This is a genomic window from Halomonas sp. H10-59, from assembly GCF_040070555.1.
Taxonomy (GTDB): Bacteria; Pseudomonadota; Gammaproteobacteria; order Pseudomonadales; family Halomonadaceae; genus Halomonas; species Halomonas litopenaei.
Window position 1 is genome coordinate 2865199 of record NZ_CP098828.1, and the last position, 13138, is coordinate 2878336.

General features: G+C 66.0%; 12 protein-coding genes. 8 read left to right on the top strand and 4 right to left on the bottom strand.

The genetic code is table 11. From position 1 onward, the window contains the following. Positions 1–47 precede the first annotated feature (47 nt). The 7 genes from dsbD (at position 48) to purH (ending at position 8211) form a co-directional block, all read left to right on the top strand. Positions 48–1967 (top strand): protein-disulfide reductase DsbD, encoded by a 1920-nt coding sequence (gene dsbD / locus NFG57_RS12515; protein ID WP_348814442.1) that lies wholly within the window; start codon positions 48–50, stop codon positions 1965–1967. Between the two features lie 180 nt (positions 1968–2147). Next, positions 2148–2618, top strand: a complete 471-nt coding sequence (accB, locus tag NFG57_RS12520; protein WP_045993976.1) for an acetyl-CoA carboxylase biotin carboxyl carrier protein — start codon at positions 2148–2150, stop codon at positions 2616–2618. 46 nt (positions 2619–2664) lie between these two features. After that, on the top strand, positions 2665–4005 hold the full coding sequence (accC, locus tag NFG57_RS12525) for an acetyl-CoA carboxylase biotin carboxylase subunit (protein ID WP_348814443.1): 1341 nt from the start codon (positions 2665–2667) through the stop codon (positions 4003–4005). Positions 4006–4091: 86 nt separating this feature from the next. Then, complete coding sequence (gene prmA, locus NFG57_RS12530; protein WP_222569811.1) at positions 4092–5009, top strand: 50S ribosomal protein L11 methyltransferase; 918 nt, start codon at positions 4092–4094, stop codon at positions 5007–5009. 146 nt (positions 5010–5155) lie between these two features. Next, a complete protein-coding gene (gene dusB / locus NFG57_RS12535) occupies positions 5156–6223 on the top strand; it encodes a tRNA dihydrouridine synthase DusB (protein ID WP_083970531.1) in 1068 nt (355 codons plus the stop codon). Further along, positions 6220–6552, top strand: coding sequence for a DNA-binding transcriptional regulator Fis (fis, locus tag NFG57_RS12540; RefSeq protein WP_045993973.1), 333 nt, complete (start codon positions 6220–6222; stop codon positions 6550–6552). Before dusB ends, fis begins: the two co-directional genes overlap by 4 nt. Positions 6553–6630: 78 nt before the next feature. Further along, entirely contained in the window at positions 6631–8211 is a 1581-nt protein-coding gene (gene purH / locus NFG57_RS12545) for a bifunctional phosphoribosylaminoimidazolecarboxamide formyltransferase/IMP cyclohydrolase (RefSeq protein ID WP_348814444.1), read from the top strand. 193 nt (positions 8212–8404) lie between these two features. Here the strand turns inward: purH and NFG57_RS12550 are convergent, their stop codons facing one another. The 3 genes from NFG57_RS12550 to folE all read right to left on the bottom strand — a co-directional run bounded on the left by NFG57_RS12550 (position 8405) and on the right by folE (position 11057). Continuing rightward, entirely contained in the window at positions 8405–9865 is a 1461-nt protein-coding gene (locus NFG57_RS12550) for an NAD-dependent succinate-semialdehyde dehydrogenase (RefSeq protein ID WP_348814445.1), read from the bottom strand. Positions 9866–9994: 129 nt separating this feature from the next. Next, positions 9995–10414, bottom strand: a complete 420-nt coding sequence (gene folX / locus NFG57_RS12555) for a dihydroneopterin triphosphate 2'-epimerase (protein ID WP_045993970.1) — start codon at positions 10412–10414, stop codon at positions 9995–9997. An 85-nt stretch (positions 10415–10499) separates the two neighbouring features. Further along, complete coding sequence (gene folE / locus NFG57_RS12560; protein ID WP_045993969.1) at positions 10500–11057, bottom strand: GTP cyclohydrolase I FolE; 558 nt, start codon at positions 11055–11057, stop codon at positions 10500–10502. Positions 11058–11503: 446 nt separating this feature from the next. On the opposite strand from folE, the gene NFG57_RS12565 reads away from it, so the two are divergent. Continuing rightward, on the top strand, positions 11504–12085 hold the full coding sequence (locus tag NFG57_RS12565) for a hypothetical protein (RefSeq protein ID WP_108132873.1): 582 nt from the start codon (positions 11504–11506) through the stop codon (positions 12083–12085). A gap of 46 nt (positions 12086–12131) precedes the next feature. Here NFG57_RS12565 and NFG57_RS12570 read toward each other — a convergent pair whose 3' ends face one another. After that, a complete protein-coding gene (locus tag NFG57_RS12570) occupies positions 12132–13124 on the bottom strand; it encodes a serine/threonine protein kinase (RefSeq protein ID WP_348814446.1) in 993 nt (330 codons plus the stop codon). Between the last annotated feature and the right edge of the window lie 14 nt (positions 13125–13138).

The following is a 13138-nucleotide window of genomic DNA, read 5'->3' on the forward strand; positions in this document are numbered from 1 at the left end:
CCACGCCTTGCCCCGTCTTCCACACCCATCGTCAACAAGGATTCGACGTGTTCTTCGCCACACGCCTCTTGCTGTTCGTCTGTCTGCTGCTGTCCCCCTGGGTGGCCCAGGCCCAGTTCTTTTCCTCGTCGTCGAGCAGCGCCGAGTTTCTGCCGGTGAACGAGGCCTTTACCGCCAGCGCCTGGCACGACGGCGATCGGCTCTATATCGGCATGCAAAATGCCGACGGCTACTATCTCTATCGTCACCGCTTCTCGTTGGAACTGCCAGGCGAACCGGACGCCCTGGGTGAGCTGTCGCTACCGCCCGGGGAGGCCAAGACCGACGAATTTCTCGGCGACGTCAACGTCTTCTACGATCAGGTGGTGTTCAGTGCCCCGCTGGCCGACACCCGTCAGGGGCCACTGGACATCGCCCTGACGTTCCAGGGCTGCGCCGACGCCGGTCTGTGCTACCCCCCGGAACGCCTTGAGCTGGCCGCCGCCCAGAGTGAGCCCCCCGCCACCTTTGCCGACGCTCTGGAGGACGGCCAGACGGCCAACGACAACACAGCCCAGGCTACCCCTGCGGACCTCGCCGGACAGCCGCCCACGAGCCAGCAAGCAGGCAGCCTCCCTGCCGCCTCTGTCGATGCAGCTCCGCTCAGCGAAGACGGCCGCTTCCGCGCCCTGATGCAGGACGCCAGCCTGCCGTTGATGCTCGGGCTGTTCTTTGTGGCCGGCCTCGGGCTGACCTTTACCCCCTGCGTGCTGCCGATGATTCCGATCCTGTCGTCGATCATCGTCGGTCAGAACCCCAGCCGTCCCCGCGCCTTTGCGCTCTCGGCAAGCTACGTCGCCGGCATGGCCGCCACCTACGCCCTGGTCGGCGTGCTGATGGGGCTGTTCGGCGCCGGGCTCAACCTTCAGGCACGGCTGCAGTCGGCCCCGGTACTGATCGTGTTCGCCGCCCTCTTCACCCTGTTCGCACTGGCCATGTTCGGGGTCTTCAATCTACGTCTGTCCTCGGGGCTCGGCTCACGTATCGATGCCTGGCAGGCACGCGCCCAGCGCAGCGGCCCCCTGGGTCTGGCGCTGGCCGGTGCGCTGTCGGTGCTGGTGGTCTCGCCCTGCGTGTCGGCACCGCTGGCCGGCGCCCTGGTATTCATTTCCTCCACCGGTGACGCCGTCATCGGTGGCGCGGCGCTGCTGGCCCTGGCGCTGGGCATGGGCGTCCCGCTGTTGCTGGTCGGCGGCTTCGGCACCACCCTGCTGCCTCGCTCGGGCGCCTGGATGAACGGGGTCAAGATCGCCTTCGGTGTGCTGCTGCTGGGCGTCGCCGTCTGGCTGATCGAACGCCTGATCCCGGCTCCGGTCACCCTGCTCTTGTGGGCGGGCCTGGCCATCGGCACGGCGCTGGCCCTCGGCGCCCTCGATCTGGCGAGTACACCGGGCTGGCCGCGGGTCCGCCAGGGCGCCGGTATCGTGCTGCTGGTGTGGGGCATCGCGCTGGTCATCGGCGCCGCCCGTGGCGGTAGCGACCCCCTTCGTCCCCTGGCCGCCGGCCCCATGAGCGCGACGAGCAACTCTACCGAGGCGGCCCATCCCGATCGCATCGTCGAGAGCCTGGGCCAGCTTCAGGCGGCCCTGGCCGAGTCCACGACCCCCGCCTTCGTCAACGTCACCGCCGAATGGTGCATTTCCTGCAAGGTGATGGAGCGCGAGGTGTTTCCCGACCCCCGGGTACGCGAGGCCCTCGCCGGCTTCCGCTGGATCGACGTCGATGTGACCGACACCAACGCCGTGAGTCGTGAGGTGCTCGACCATCTGGGTCTGTTCGGCCCACCGAGTCTTCTGTTCTTCGATGGGGACCAGGAGCTTCGTCAGGCACGTATCCAGGGCGAACTCGACGCCGCTGCCCTGGCCGGCCATATCGCCGCAGTCAGCCGCGCCCTCGACGGCGCCCAGGCGGCTACCACCAGCGGGTGAAGGTGACAGCGAACAGCGTTCGGCCTCGCTGGACAACCTTCGCAATTTTCGGCAAACTCCGCACTACTCTGAATTCTGACACGATAGAGACGCCAAGAGCCGCCATCTTGCCGCGATCTCTAACGACTTGGACCGGGTTTACAGCGCCCGGTAGACACTTCACACGATCGAGACAACGTCATGGATATTCGTAAGGTCAAGAAGCTGATTGAACTGCTGGAAGAGTCCAACATCAGCGAAATCGAGATCCAGGAAGGTGAAGAATCGGTCCGCATCAGCCGTCATCCGCAGGGTGGCAGCTGGCAGCCGGCACCCGCCGCCCAACCCTGGGGCGCACCCGCTGCACCGGCGGCCGCACCTGCCCAGGCCCCGGCCGAAGCTCCCGCACCCAGCGCCGACAGCGGCCCGAGCTACCAGGGCCAGGCCGTGGTCTCGCCGATGGTCGGCACCTTCTACCGCTCCCCGGCACCCGGCGCCAAGCCTTTCGTGGAAGTCGGCGCCAGCGTGCGCAAGGGTGACACCATCTGCATCGTCGAAGCGATGAAGATGATGAACCAGATCGAAGCCGATCGTGACGGCGTGATCGAGGCCTTCATGGTCGAGGACGGCGAGCCCGTCGAGTTCGACCAGCCCCTGGTTGTCATCTCCTGAGAAGACTTGCGTCTTCCCTGATCATTCACTTTCGGCGGACACCACCATGTTGGACAAGGTTCTTATCGCCAACCGCGGCGAGATCGCTCTTCGCATCCTGCGGGCCTGCAAGGAGCTCGGGATCAAGACGGTTGCGGTCCACTCCAAGGCCGACCGCGAACTGATGCACGTGCGGCTTGCCGATGAGGCGGTGTGCATCGGCCCCGCTCCCTCGGCCCAGTCCTACCTCAATATCCCCTCGCTGATCAGCGCGGCCGAGGTGACCGACGCCAGCGCCATCCACCCCGGCTACGGCTTCCTCTCCGAGAATGCCGACTTTGCCGAGCAGGTCGAGCGTTCCGGCTTCACCTTCATCGGCCCGCGCGCCGAGACCATTCGCCTGATGGGCGACAAGGTCAGCGCCATCGAAGCGATGAAGAAGGCCGGCGTGCCCACGGTGCCAGGCTCCGACGGGCCGCTGGGCGACGATGAAGGCGAGCTGCTGGCCACCGCCCGGCGCATCGGCTACCCGGTGATCATCAAGGCCGCCGCCGGCGGCGGCGGACGTGGCATGCGCGTGGTGCACACCGAAGCCCACCTGATCTCCGCGGTCACGGTAACCCGCACCGAGGCCCACTCGGCCTTCGGCGACGGCACCGTGTACATGGAGAAGTTCCTCGAGAAGCCGCGTCACGTCGAGGTTCAGGTGCTGGCCGACGGCCAGGGCAATGCCATCCACCTGTATGACCGCGACTGCTCGCTGCAGCGCCGCCACCAGAAGGTGCTGGAAGAAGCACCCGCGCCGGGCCTTGATCCGGACGCCCGCGCCAAGGTGCTGGAAGCCTGTCGCGAAGCCTGCGTGGAAATCGGCTACCGCGGCGCCGGCACCTTCGAGTTCCTCTACGAGGACGGTGAGTTCTTCTTTATCGAGATGAACACCCGCGTCCAGGTGGAGCACCCGGTCACCGAGATGGTCACCGGCGTGGATATCGTGCGCGAGCAGCTGCGCATCGCCTCCGGCCTGCCGCTGTCGATCCGCCAGGAAGATGTCGAGCTCAACGGCCACGCCTTTGAGTGCCGCATCAACGCCGAGGATCCTCGCACCTTCATGCCTTCTCCGGGCAAGGTCACGCTGTACCACCCTCCGGGTGGTCTCGGCGTGCGCATGGACTCCCACCTGTACACCGGCTACACGGTGCCGCCCCACTACGACTCGCTGATCGGCAAGCTGATCACCTGGGGCGCCGACCGCGAGACCTCGCTGACGCGCATGCGCAACGCCCTGGACGAGCTGCTGGTGGAAGGCATCAAGACCAACACCGACCTGCACAAGGACCTGGTGCGCGACGGCTACTTCCAGCAAGGTGGCGTCAATATTCACTACCTCGAGAAGAAGCTCGCGCAGTAGCACGGCGGCTTTGTACCAAGAGCGTGACAACGGGGCGGCCCAGGCCGCCCCGTTGACGTTGCACCAGACCGAAGAGGAATACCGCCATGCCCTGGCTTCAACTCAAGGCCGAGGTCCCACCACAGCAGGCGGAACTGCTGGAGGAACTGCTGCTGGCCGAAGGCGCCACCGCGATCACCCTGCAGGACGCCCACGACGATCCGGTGTTCGAGCCGGACCGGGGCACCACCCCACTGTGGGACCAGACCATTCTCACCGGTCTCTACGATGACCTCGACGGCCTGGCGGACATGCTCGAGCGGCTGTCTGCCGCCTGGGCCGAATCCCTGCCCGGCGAGCCCTGCCCGGTCATCGAGCACGAGCTGATCGATGACCGCGACTGGGAGCGCGAGTGGATGGACAGCTTCGAGCCCCTGCGCATGGGTCAGCGACTGTGGATCGTGCCGAGCTGGCACCAGCCGCCCGAGGATGACGCGGTCAATCTGCATCTGGACCCGGGCCTGGCCTTCGGTACCGGCACCCATCCCACCACCGCGCTGTGTCTCGAGTGGCTCGATGGACTGGCGCTCGACGGCGAACTCGACGGCATCGAACTGCTCGACGTCGGCTGTGGCTCCGGCATCCTTGCCATCGCCGCACTCAAGCTGGGTGCCGCCCGAGCCATCGGCACCGACATCGACCCGCAGGCGCTCAGCGCCAGTCGTGACAACGCCGAGCGCAACGCCATCGACGAGTCGCGCCTGACGTTGCGCTACCCGGAGCAGATGGGCGAGGAGCGCTTCGCCCTGGTGGTGGCCAATATCCTGGCCGGCCCGCTGGTGGAACTGGCCCCGACCATCGCCGGCCATGTCGCCGACGGTGGTCGCCTGGCGCTGTCTGGCATCCTCGAGGCCCAGGCCGACGAGGTGATCGACGCCTACCGCCACGAGGGACTTTTCATGGACGAGCCGGAAGTCCGTGAAGGCTGGGTGCGGCTTAGCGGCCGGCGCCCCACCAAGGACTGAACATCGCGCCACGAGAGGCTGTCACCGGGCAGCCTTTCGCATTAAAACGTCTCGAACACGCCTTCACCAACGGTGCTTCGAGGCGTATGATATGCAGCCCCGGAACGACGGCAGCTCCCATGTCAGACCACGATCCCAGATCCCCCATGGTGCAACAGCAAGATTCAGGCATCACCACCTGCATTGGCCCGCATCAGCTGGCCGGCCCGGTGATCCTTGCGCCCATGGCCGGGGTCACCGACCGCCCCTTCCGCGCGCTCTGTCGTCGCCTGGGCGCGGGACTGGTGGTGGGCGAGATGGTCACCTCCGATCCCAGCCTGTGGCACACCCGCAAGTCGCGCCTGCGCATGGACCACCGGGGCGAACCCGGTCCCAGGGCGGTGCAGATCGCCGGCGGCGACGCCGAGATGCTGGCCACCGCCGCCCGCCTCAACGCCGAACAGGGCGCCGAGATCATCGACATCAACATGGGCTGTCCGGCCAAGAAGGTCTGCAACAAGGCCGCGGGCTCTGCCCTGCTGCGGGACGAGGCGCTGGTGGCGGAGATCCTCGATGCGGTGGTGGCCGCCGTCGACGTGCCGGTGACCCTGAAGATCCGCACCGGCTGGTGCGCCGAATCCAACAACGCGGTGCGCATCGCCCGGCTGGCGGAAGATGCCGGTATCCAGGCGCTGGCCGTCCACGGCCGTCATCGCCAGCAACGCTATCAGGGCGAAGCCGAGTACGAGACCATCGCCGAGGTAGCATCAAGGGTCAGCATCCCGGTCTTTGCCAACGGCGATATCACGTCTCCCGAAAAGGCTCGGCGCGTACTCGACTATACTGGTGCGGATGCGGTGATGGTGGGTCGAGGCGCCCAGGGCAACCCCTGGATCTTCCGCGAGATCAGCCACTATCTGCGCCATGGCGAAATCCTGCCGGCGCCTTCCGACGCGGAACGACGCGACGTCCTCGGCTCTCACCTCGATGCCCTGCACGCCTTCTACGGTGACCATATGGGCGTGCGCATCGCGCGCAAGCATCTGGGTTGGTACCTGTCCAGCGATCGACGCCTCGACGACGATGGCCGTCGCCAGCTCAAGGCCACCTTCAACGGCCTGACCTCGACCCAGGCCCAGCGCGACTTTATCGACGAACTCTTTCGTCACGACCCCGCCAGCGCCCCCGAGCGCGTGGCCAGGGCCGTGGCACACCATGGAACCCGTGCCGCATGACCAGCCAGCAACCCATCGACCAGTCGGTGTCCGCCTCCAAACTCGACACCTCTCAGCGTGGCCTCGACGGCCTGGCACCCTCCGCACCGCAGGCCAGTGACGAACGTCCCCTGCGCGAGGCCGTGTTCGCCGCCATGGAACGCTACTTCGACCATCTCGACGGCGGCACCGTCACCGACCTCCACGCCATGGTGATGGCCGAGGTCGAGGCGCCTCTGCTGTCGTCGGTGCTCGTCTACACCAACGGCAACCAGACCCGTGCCGCAGAGATGCTCGGACTCAACCGTGGCACCCTGCGCAAGAAGCTCAAGCACTACGAACTGATCTGACCCGACCCCAAGGGAGCCCACGGCTCCCTTTTCTGCGCCAAGGCGCCCTTCGCTTCCCTTCGCAACAGAGACATCCCCATGGCCCAGCCCTCCTCTCTCGCCGTTCGTCGCGCCCTGATCAGCGTGTCGGACAAGACCGGTATCGTCGACTTCGCCCGCGCCCTCGCCGACATGGGCGTCGAATTGCTGTCCACCGGCGGCACCTACCGCCTGCTGGCCGACAACGCCATCGCCGTCACCGAGGTGTCCGAGCACACCGGGTTTCCCGAGATCATGGATGGCCGTGTCAAGACCCTGCACCCCAGGATCCACGGCGGCATCCTCGGGCGTCGCGGCCAGGACGACGAGGTCATGGCCGAGCATGACATCGCGCCCATCGACATGGTGGTGGTCAACCTCTACCCCTTTGCCGCCACCGTGGCGCGTCCTGACTGCAGCCTGGAAGACGCCATCGAGAACATCGACATCGGCGGCCCCACCATGGTGCGCGCCTGCGCCAAGAATCATGCCTATACCAGCATCGTGGTCAACGCCGACGACTACGACCGGGTGATCGCAGAGATGCGTGACAACGGCGGCGCGCTGGCCCAGGTCACCCGCTTCGACCTGGCGGTCAAGGCCTTTGAACACACCGCCGGCTACGACGGTGCCATCGCCGACTATCTTGGCCGTCGGGTCGAGGGAGCTGAGGACGGTTTCCCGCGCACCTACAACCTGCAGCTGACCAAGAAGCAGTCCATGCGTTACGGCGAGAACCCCCACCAGCAGGCGGCGTTCTACGTGGAAGAAGGCGCCAGCGAACCCAGCGTCTCCACCGCCGTCACCCTGCAGGGCAAGCCGCTGTCGTTCAACAACGTGGCCGACACCGATGCCGCGCTCGAGTGCGTCAAGAGCTTCGACGACACCGCCTGTGTCATCGTCAAGCACGCCAATCCCTGCGGCGTGGCCGTGGGCGAGAGCGCTCTTGCGGCCTACGACAAGGCCTTCGCCACCGATCCCACCAGCGCCTTTGGCGGCATCATCGCCTTCAACGTGCCGCTGGACGCCGACACCGCCCGCGCCATCATCGATCGTCAGTTCGTCGAGGTGATCATCGCCCCCGGGGTCAGCGACGAGGCCCAGGCCATCGTCGCCGAGAAGAAGAACGTGCGCCTGCTCGACGTCAGCGCCAACTGGCCCGGCCAGATGGCACCGGCCCACGACCTCAAGCGCGTCACCGGCGGTCTACTGGTCCAGGACCGCGATCTGGGCACGGTCACCCGCGACGACCTGACGGTGGTCTCCGAGCGCGTGCCCTCGGAGCAGGAGATGCGTGACCTGGCCTTCGCCTGGAAGGTCGCCAAGTTCGTCAAGTCCAACGCCATCGTCTACGTCAAGGAAGGCCAGACCATCGGCGTCGGCGCCGGCCAGATGAGCCGTGTCTACTCGGCCCGCATCGCCGGCATCAAGGCCGCCGACGAAGGCCTCTCGGTGCCCGGCTCGGTGATGGCCAGCGACGCCTTCTTCCCCTTCCGTGACGGCATCGACGCCGCCGCCAGCGCCGGCATCACCGCGGTGATCCAGCCCGGCGGCTCCATGCGTGACCAGGAGGTCATCGACGCCGCCAACGAGGCCGGCATCGCCATGGTGTTTACCGGTATGCGCCACTTCCGCCACTGACGCGGTCGCGTGGCGGCACGGCGGGGCCCCAGGCCCCGCCGGTTCTGGCCCACCCAGGAGCCGCCCGCCAATCTACGCGCCAATCTACGCGCCAATCTACGACAAGGGCCCCGACGCATGCGTCGGGGGCCCTTGTGTGTGTGCTATCGCTGAGCGGTCTGCCGCCACCTGCAGGATGGCGGCAGTCTGAGGCTTACTCGCCGAGATCGATGCACAGGTACTTGGTCTCGAGGAACTCGGCCAGGCCCTGGTGCCCGCCTTCGCGACCGAGGCCGGAGGCCTTGACCCCACCGAAGGGCGCCGCGGCGTTGGAGATCAGGCCGGTATTGATGCCGACCATGCCGTACTCGAGGGCGTCGGCCACTCGCCACACCCGGCCCAGGTCCTTCGAGTAGAAGTAGGCCGCCAGACCGAACTCGGTGTCGTTGGCCAGTTCGATGGCGTCCTCCTCGTCATCGAACGGGAATACCGCCGCCAGCGGACCGAAGGTCTCTTCCCGGGCCACCTTCATCTCGCTGGTGGCACCGCTGACCAGGGTCGGCGTGAAGTAGTTGCCACCCAGCGGATGGGGATGGCCACCGATCCACAGCTCGGCACCCTTGTCCACCGCGTCCTGGACATGCTCGTTGACCTTGCCCACTGCCTTGTCGTCGATCAGCGGTCCGATGTTGACACCCTCGGTGGTGCCGTCGCCGACCGTCAGTTCGCTGTTCATGGCCACCGCCAGCTTCTCGCTGAAGGCGTTGATGACGCTGGACTGCACCAGGAAGCGATTGGTACACACGCAGGTCTGGCCGGCATTGCGGAACTTGGCCGCCATGGCGCCGTCCACCGCCGCGTCCAGATCGGCGTCCTCGAACACAATGAACGGTGCGTTGCCGCCAAGCTCCAGCGAGATCTTCTGGATATGCTGGGCCGCCTGGGACATCAGGGTACGCCCCACCTCGGTGGAACCGGTGAAGGTGATCTTGCGCACCACCGGTGATTCGGTCAGGGCCGCGGCGATCTCGCTGGCCGACCCCGGCACCACGTTGAACACCCCACGCGGTACCCCGGCGCGCTCGGCAAGCAGCGCAAGCGCGGTGGCCGACAGCGGGGTCTGACTGGCCGGCTTGACCACGATGGTGCAGCCTGCCGCCAGGGCCGCGCCAGCCTTGCGGGTGATCATGGCGGCGGGGAAGTTCCAGGGCGTGATGGCGCCGCAGACACCCACCGGCTGCTTGGTCACCACGATACGCTGGTTGGCCTTGGCCGCCGGAATGGTCTCACCGTAGACCCGGCGTCCTTCCTCGGCGAACCAGCGCAGGAAACTGGCGGCATAGACGATCTCGCCGGCGGCTTCCTTGAGCGGCTTGCCCTGTTCGAGGGTCATGATGGTGGCCAGCTCGTCCTGATGTTCGAGCATCAGCTCGTACCACTTCATCAGGATGTCTGCCCGCTCCTGGGCCGTCAGCGCGCGCCAGGCCGGCAGGGCGGCGTCGGCCGCGTCGATCGCCGCCTCGGTCTCGGCGCGACCCAGGCGAGGCATCTGGGCGATGGTCTCGCCACTGGCCGGATTGACGATGTCGATCTGCTCCCCGCTGTCGGCCGCCACCCAGCTTCCGTCGATATAGGCAAAGGGGCGAAACAGCGGCATGTCGTTAAGGGCTTTCATGAAGGCTCCTGGCTCGGGCTTGACGGAAAACTGCATTGACTTGCGACGACGCTTCAGCGACTGCGCGACGACCATATAGCTTTCATGCTAAGCGTTCCGCTGGCCGATCGCCAACTCGAAGCCGTCGCCTCAACTCACCGAATCCTGATCCCGCGGTGCCCTCGAGGCCGACAGCGTGATCGACACCGAGTCGGCAAAGCGCAGCGCATGGGGCTTGTCGATCTCCACCTGGGTGGTCAGCACCTGCTCGTGACTCATGATCAGGTCCAGCACTTCGCGGGTCATCCGCTCCAGCAACTGAAAGCGGTTCTCCTCCACCAGCGCGATCACCTGCTTGGTGATGGTGCGGTAGTTGAGCGCCTGTTCGATATGATTGAACGCCACCGCCTTGTCGGCGCGGTAGCGGATCACCGCATTGATCACCACGTCCTGGCGATTGAGGATCTCCTCCTCCTTGATGCCGATGAAGGTCCTCAACCGCAGGTTCTTGATGCGGATGGTGGCAAGGTCGTGATCCAGATGCTGGTCACCCAGTACATGCAGGGACATGGCCCCTCCCGTGCGTCATGCTTGAAAGCGGTAAACGAAAAGCATCGGCTTCAGCGCTTCGTGCGGCGGCCGTAGAACCGGCCCCTCAGCGGCTGTTGACCAACGTCAGGAACTCCTGACGGGTGCTCGGCTTCTCGCGGAAGGCCCCCAGCATCACCGAGGACGTCATGCTGGAATTCTGCTTTTCGACCCCTCGCATCATCATGCACAGGTGTCGCGCCTCCACCACCACGGCCACGCCCCGGGCATCGGTGACCTGCAGCACGGCATCGGCGATCTGACGGGTCAGGTTCTCCTGGATCTGCATGCGGCGGGCGTACATGTCGACGATCCGGGCAAACTTGGACAGTCCCAGCACCTTGCCGTTGGGCAGGTAGGCGATATGGCACTTGCCGATGAAGGGCAGCAAGTGATGCTCGCACATGGAGTACAGCTCGATGTCCTTGACCAGCACCATCTCGTCGGTCTCGGACGAAAACACCGCACCATTGACGATCTCTTCCAGCGACTGGGTGTAGCCGCGGTTGAGAAACTGCATGGCCTTGGCAGCACGCTTGGGCGTATCCACCAACCCTTCTCGCTCCGGGTCTTCGCCCAGTTCCTCAATGATGTGTCGATAGTGATTGGCGAGTTCGTCAGTCATGATCCAGCCCTTCAGGGGAGTCGTCGGCTCGGGCGAACACCAGGCGGCCCGCCTGGCTCCACAAAACCTGTACAAAGAATTTTTGAAGTATAGCTTTTGCATTGCGTGAGCGATAGTCTACCGCAGCGTGTCGCCTTCCGCAGTTCGCCTGGCGTTTTTGCCCACCGTCACCCCCCATCATTGGCGAAAAATCGGCGCGACACCCGAGCTTGCGACAGCCCGCTGCAAAAGCCTGTTGCCAAGGCCGATTGAGGAGATTGCCGCCGCCGTCGCGGCGAGGTACGTGACAGAGTGTCGCGCAACGAGAGCGATAGCTGTCCACCCGACAGCCCTGTGCTATCGTCATCAGGTTGTCCATGTGCCAGGCGACACTGTCGGTGGCATGCCTCCATGCAGCTACCCGCCCTGTTGCCCGCATTTCGCCAGCCATATCGCGAGAATCGCCAATGCCTGCCCTTCGCCGCCTGCTTGCCCGGCCCAGCACGCCCCTCGTCGCCATTCTGACCTTCAGCGCCCTGACCAGCATGACGCCCGCTATGGCGGACAGCCTGGAGCTACCCGCCCAGGCACGCATCGACGTCAGCATTATCGAAGGCATCGACCTCGACTCCGCCGGACAGCGGCTCGATGATGTCATGCTCAAGCCCGCCGCCGATGCCGAGGGACGCACCGACCTGCCCCACTACTGCGTGCTGGTCGGCGACGCCAAGCGCGATGGCCAACGCCTGCGTATCACCACCGAGGCCCTCACCTGCGTCGAGACCGATGGCGGCGAAAGCCACATCTACTCCGGCGAACTCATCGCCGGCGCCTATGACGAGGATGGCCAGTTCGGCATCGCCGCCTGCGATGACGGCGGCTGCCGCCTGGACGCCGACCGCGTGTTTCAGCTAGAACTGACCGAACCGCTGGCCATCGAGCAGATGCCCAACCCGTCTGCGCAGCTTAACGCCGAACGTCGTGGCGAAGACGCCGACAACGAAACCAAGCAGGCAACCCCGTCGAGCCAGACCACTCCGTCCGAGTAGCGGCACCTATGGCGGACAGCACACGGCGTCCGCCAGACCCCATCTGTCAGCCACCCGCCAGCCAGCGCTCGGAATCCGCCAGGGCCAGGCGTTGATGCTCCAGCTGGCGGATGTGCTCGTCCCAGTAGCCGGCGTCGGCGACCCAGGGAAACGCCCGGGGAAAGGCCGGATCGTTCCAGCGCGCCACCACCCAGGCGCTATGGCGCATCAACCTCAAGGCGCGCAGCGGTTCGATCAGGGCGAGCTGCTGGCGATCGAAATCGATCACCTGCTCGTAGCCCTCGATCACCTCCGATAGCTGCATCGCCCTTTCCTCCGGCCCCTGGGCGGTGAACAGCATCCACAGGTCCTGTACCGCCGGCGCCATCATCGCGTCGTCGAAATCGACCAGCGCAAAGCGATCCTCCCGCCCCAGCATATTGCCGATATGGCAGTCGCCGTGAACCCTCTGCATGAGTGCGCTGACACCCGCGGGTGGTGCCAGCGCCTCGATCAACTGCTGCGAGATGCGCTCGTAGGCCTTGCGCTGACGCTCGCTCAACCAGGGACTCTCGAGTACCGTGCGACGAGCCTGTTCGGCCATGGCGCGGGGCTCCTGCCGACAGCGATGGGCGAACTCGCCGCGCCGGCCCACCTCGTGCACGCGTCCTATCAGCTCACCCAGGGCGAACAGATGGTCGGGGTTCTCGAGCTCAGGCGCCTGGCCGGGCAGGTGGGGAAACAGCGCCACGCGGTAGCCCCCCGCCCGGTGCAGACTCTCGCCAGCGTCGTTGCGCCAGGGGGCCGCCACCGCCACCCCGGCATCGTCGAGCTCACGCAGGAAGGCGTGCTCCTCGCCGATGGCCTCATCGCTCAACCGGTCGGGGCGGTAGAACTTGGCCACCCAACGCTTGCGGTCATCGTCCTGCACCAGATAGACGCGGTTCTCGTAGCTGTTGAGCGCAAAGGGCTCGCCGGGCAGCCACAGGCCCAGTGATTCGATCGCCTCCACCACGCGCTGCGGAGAAAGTTCACTGAAGGGCGTGGGGGTCGTGGTCATGGGGGCTCCGGGTA

Excerpts from the sequence above, each read along its gene's own strand:
- accC (WP_348814443.1), top strand. The coding sequence starts at position 2,665 with ATGTTGGACAAGGTTCTTATCGCCAACCGCGGCGAGATCGCTCTTCGC.
- purH (WP_348814444.1), top strand. The coding sequence starts at position 6,631 with ATGGCCCAGCCCTCCTCTCTCGCCGTTCGTCGCGCCCTGATCAGCGTG.
- NFG57_RS12550 (WP_348814445.1), bottom strand. The coding sequence starts at position 9,865 with ATGAAAGCCCTTAACGACATGCCGCTGTTTCGCCCCTTTGCCTATATC.
- folX (WP_045993970.1), bottom strand. The coding sequence starts at position 10,414 with ATGTCCCTGCATGTACTGGGTGACCAGCATCTGGATCACGACCTTGCC.
- folE (WP_045993969.1), bottom strand. The coding sequence starts at position 11,057 with ATGACTGACGAACTCGCCAATCACTATCGACACATCATTGAGGAACTG.
- fis (WP_045993973.1), top strand. The coding sequence starts at position 6,220 with ATGACCAGCCAGCAACCCATCGACCAGTCGGTGTCCGCCTCCAAACTC.
- dusB (WP_083970531.1), top strand. The coding sequence starts at position 5,156 with ATGGTGCAACAGCAAGATTCAGGCATCACCACCTGCATTGGCCCGCAT.
- prmA (WP_222569811.1), top strand. The coding sequence starts at position 4,092 with ATGCCCTGGCTTCAACTCAAGGCCGAGGTCCCACCACAGCAGGCGGAA.
- accB (WP_045993976.1), top strand. The coding sequence starts at position 2,148 with ATGGATATTCGTAAGGTCAAGAAGCTGATTGAACTGCTGGAAGAGTCC.
- NFG57_RS12565 (WP_108132873.1), top strand. The coding sequence starts at position 11,504 with ATGCCTGCCCTTCGCCGCCTGCTTGCCCGGCCCAGCACGCCCCTCGTC.
- NFG57_RS12570 (WP_348814446.1), bottom strand. The coding sequence starts at position 13,124 with ATGACCACGACCCCCACGCCCTTCAGTGAACTTTCTCCGCAGCGCGTG.